Source organism: Massilia oculi, assembly GCF_017582745.1.
GTDB classification, from domain to species: domain Bacteria; phylum Pseudomonadota; class Gammaproteobacteria; order Burkholderiales; family Burkholderiaceae_D; genus Telluria; species Telluria oculi_A.
This window is the reverse complement of sequence record NZ_JAFVIM010000064.1, coordinates 1-3,316: the sequence shown is the minus strand read 5'-3', so window position 1 is coordinate 3,316 and position 3,316 is coordinate 1. Positions and strand designations below refer to the sequence as shown.

General features: G+C 59.0%; 4 protein-coding genes and 1 rRNA gene. 3 read left to right on the top strand and 2 right to left on the bottom strand.

Features of this window, described 5'->3' with window-relative positions; genetic code table 11:
• Positions 1-103, top strand: a 5S ribosomal RNA gene (gene rrf / locus J3U95_RS28020); the annotation flags it as partial.
• A gap of 55 nt (positions 104-158) precedes the next feature.
• On the opposite strand, the gene J3U95_RS28015 is transcribed toward rrf, so the two are convergent.
• Positions 159-446, bottom strand: a complete 288-nt coding sequence (locus J3U95_RS28015) for a hypothetical protein (RefSeq protein WP_208281741.1) — start codon at positions 444-446, stop codon at positions 159-161.
• Positions 443-1,327, bottom strand: a complete 885-nt coding sequence (locus tag J3U95_RS28010; RefSeq protein ID WP_208281740.1) for an EamA family transporter — start codon at positions 1,325-1,327, stop codon at positions 443-445. The genes J3U95_RS28015 and J3U95_RS28010 overlap by 4 nt, the downstream gene beginning before the upstream one ends.
• A 115-nt stretch (positions 1,328-1,442) precedes the next feature.
• On the opposite strand from J3U95_RS28010, the gene J3U95_RS28005 reads away from it, so the two are divergent.
• Both J3U95_RS28005 and J3U95_RS28000 read left to right on the top strand, forming a co-directional pair.
• Positions 1,443-2,336, top strand: coding sequence for a LysR substrate-binding domain-containing protein (locus J3U95_RS28005; protein ID WP_208281739.1), 894 nt, complete (start codon positions 1,443-1,445; stop codon positions 2,334-2,336).
• Positions 2,333-2,971 (top strand): DJ-1/PfpI family protein, encoded by a 639-nt coding sequence (locus J3U95_RS28000; protein ID WP_208281738.1) that lies wholly within the window; start codon positions 2,333-2,335, stop codon positions 2,969-2,971. Before J3U95_RS28005 ends, J3U95_RS28000 begins: the two co-directional genes overlap by 4 nt.
• Positions 2,972-3,316: the final 345 nt, after the last annotated feature.

Genomic DNA, 3,316 nt, shown 5'->3' with positions numbered 1-3,316 from the left:
ATAGCAAGTCGGTCCCACCCCTTCCCATCCCGAACAGGACCGTGAAACGACTTTGCGCCGATGATAGTGCTGCAACCAGTGTGAAAGTAGGTTATCGTCAGGCTAGTTATAAGAAAAACCCCATCGAGTGATCTCGGTGGGGTTTTTTGCTTTGGAGCTTACGAATCATCGTGTTCGCTGCGGCACACGATGCGCATCGACCGGATAGTCACCGGCCCGGCCCTCAGCAGATTCATGGACGACACCAGAATCTCGGCCGCTCGTTCGGTGGCGAGATCCTGTCCCGGTATGTCGAGCAGAAAATCCTGTCCTTCGACATACCCGCCATTGGTGAAGTCGACGCGGAATGCCAGCTTTACACGCCATGCCGAACGCGGATCCGGAATATAAGGTTCGGCGTCGGGGTCAGGAATATGGGTGAATGGGAGTATTGAATTGCTTTTCATATCCGCGCTCCTCTTATTCCCGCATACAGCCTGGTGCCGAACTGGTTCACGCATAGGCCCAGGATCACGAAGAGGAAAGCAGCTACTTTCCATGTTTGCAGATTCTCCTGCAGCACCATGACCGATGAAGCCATTCCGAACACCGGAACCAGCAGGGTAAGCGGCGCCACGCTGGCCACCGGATAAAGATTCAACAAGCGGTTCCACACTGCGAAGCCGAGCAGGGTCGTCGGGTAAACGAGATAGGCGATCGACGCAACTGCGCTCCACCCCATGCCGGCGACGCTACCGGCAATCCGTGCAGGTCCCTCGAGCAGCAACGATAGTCCGAACATCGGCAACGGCACGACCAGGCTCGCCCATACCACGAGTGCGAACATATTCACCTTCCCCAGGCGCTTGGCGATCAAGTTCCCGCACGCCCATGCGAGCGCAGCGAGGATGACCGCCGCCAATCCCTGGGCAGAGACATCCCCACCGAGATTCGCCGCGACCACGCCGATTCCCGATAGTGCGAGCAGCGCGCCACCGACCTGGAATCCACTCGGCCGATCGCCCAGCAGCCACGCGGCAAGGGCAATCGTCAGGAAAGATTGAAGCTGCAGCGCGAGCGAAGCCAATCCTGCCGATATGCCGAACGCCATGCCGCCAAACAGGAAGGCGAACTGCAGGCCGAACATGACCAGGCCATAAGCGAGAACGCTGCGCAATGGCACGTCTGGCCGCTTGACGAAAAACACCGCCGGCACCGCCGCGAACAAGAAGCGCAACGCGCACAACAGCAATGGCGGCAGCTCGTCCAATCCCAGTTTGATGACGACGAAGTTACCGCCCCAGATGGCGACAACCCCGATCGCGGCGAGCAGATGCGACGGCTTCATCCATGATCTCCTTGAATAAAACTCACTTTATATCAGCGGATATCCATAAGAAAAAACGCTTTATACTCACCCAATCATGAACGACATTCACACCCCGAATTCTTCGCTACCGCCCATGCACACGCTGCGCGCTTTCGAAGCGATCGGGCGCCTGCGCAGTTTTACCCTTGCCGCCGAAGAGCTGCATTTGACCCACAGCGCGATCAGCCACCAGATGCGTGCGCTCGAATCGTCGCTGCGCACGTCGCTGATCGACCGCTCGCGCCGCGAGATTGCGCTGACTCCCAAAGGCCACCAGTTCCTGGCCGTCGTGCGGCCGGTATTGCAGCAGCTGTCCGGCGTAGTGGAAGCACTGCGTCATGCCGACGCCCGCCGACTGCGCATCAATGTGCTGCCTTCCTTTGCCGCTCGCTGGCTGCTTCCCCGTATCGGCGACTTCTTTCTGCGTCATCCGGATATCGACGTCGACATTTCGTCGACCCAGGCGCTCGTCGACCTGGGCGCATCCGGAGCGCATCTCGGCATACGTTATGGCAGCGGGCAGTGGCCCAGTGTGCACAGCGAGCTACTTTTCGAAGAGTGCCTGTTTCCGGTTGCCAGCCCAGGCTATATTCGCGAGCATGGCATTCATGCGAACGAGGATCTGCCGCGCGCGACCCTTTTGCGCGACGACTTTCATCCGTGGGCGGCCTGGCTCGAGCAGCATGAGGTGGCCGAAACGGATTGCACATTCGGCGCCGTCTATCGCGATTCAACCCTTGCCGTGCAGGCGGCCGAAAACGGGCAGGGCATCGCGCTCGCGCGCAGCTGGCTCGTGGCCGATGCCCTCGAGACCAGGGCGCTGTGCCGGATTGGCTCCGCTCGCATACCTGCCGGCGCCGCATATTTTCTCGTCCTGCCGCGCGATGCCCAGGTAAGGCAAGAGGTGCGCGAGTTCACCGCATGGCTACGCAGCCAGGCGGCAAACAGCGGCTATACTGCCCGCCCATTCAATGAGGAGTCGCGATGAAACTATATCTGGTGGTGGTCGATACCATGGCGGATTGGGAGATCGCTTATCTCACCGCGGAGCTGCACAGCCGCAGGTTCTTTGCCGACCCCGCGATGGATTTTAAATTGCTCAATGTCGGCCTTAGCTGCGATGCCGTCGAGAGCATGGGTGGCGTGAGTCATACGCCGGATCTGACGCTCGATGCGGTCGAGCTGGGGAAAGGAGATGTGCTGCTATTGCCGGGCGCCGACGTCTGGGATGCGCCGCAGGCGAAGCCGATCCTGGAATTTGCCCGCGCTGCCCTCGACCACGGGCACCAGGTCGCGGCGATTTGCGGCGCCACGGTCGGGCTGGCGAGTGTCGGCGCCCTGGATACGCGGCGTCACACGTCGAACGACCTCGGCTTCCTGAAACAGACTTGTCCTGGTTACCGTGGAGAGGCCCTGTATCGCAAGGAGGCTGCGGTACGCGGCGATAACCTGATCACCGCGACGGGTTTGGCGCCGCTCGAGTTTTCCTATGAAGTGCTGAAGATGCTGAAAGTCTGGCGCCCGGAGACGACCAGGGCCTGGTATCGGCTGCACAAGACGCGTCAGGAGCGGTGGTATCACGAGCTGGTCGCGTCGATGTCGCCGGCGCCGCATGGACAGTAGGTCGACCGAGCCGGCAATGCGGGCAAAACTGGGCTTGCGGGCGCGCCATGCGTTTGCTATAGTCCTGTCCCTCGACGCAGACATGTCCCTAAACGGATGTGACAGCGAAGAGTGAAGAAAAAAGAGGGTTGACGAGATTTAAAAAACGCTTCATACTCTCTCTTCTCTGCTGCTGACGAACAAAACGATTCGAAGCAACAGCAGATGATGCAGTACCGAATAAAGTTCTTTAAAAATTAACAGTCGATAAGTGTGGGCGTTTGATGAAGGTGCCAGCTGACTTGTTCAGCTGCATACTTAAAATATCAAATGTTCGCACAAAGTATTAAACGTTGCTTCAGCAAT

What these genes read in the sequence shown, in the direction of transcription:
- J3U95_RS28015 (WP_208281741.1), bottom strand. Translation starts at nt 446, where the DNA reads ATGAAAAGCAATTCAATACTCCCATTCACCCATATTCCTGACCCCGAC.
- J3U95_RS28010 (WP_208281740.1), bottom strand. Translation starts at nt 1,327, where the DNA reads ATGAAGCCGTCGCATCTGCTCGCCGCGATCGGGGTTGTCGCCATCTGG.
- J3U95_RS28005 (WP_208281739.1), top strand. Translation starts at nt 1,443, where the DNA reads ATGCACACGCTGCGCGCTTTCGAAGCGATCGGGCGCCTGCGCAGTTTT.
- J3U95_RS28000 (WP_208281738.1), top strand. Translation starts at nt 2,333, where the DNA reads ATGAAACTATATCTGGTGGTGGTCGATACCATGGCGGATTGGGAGATC.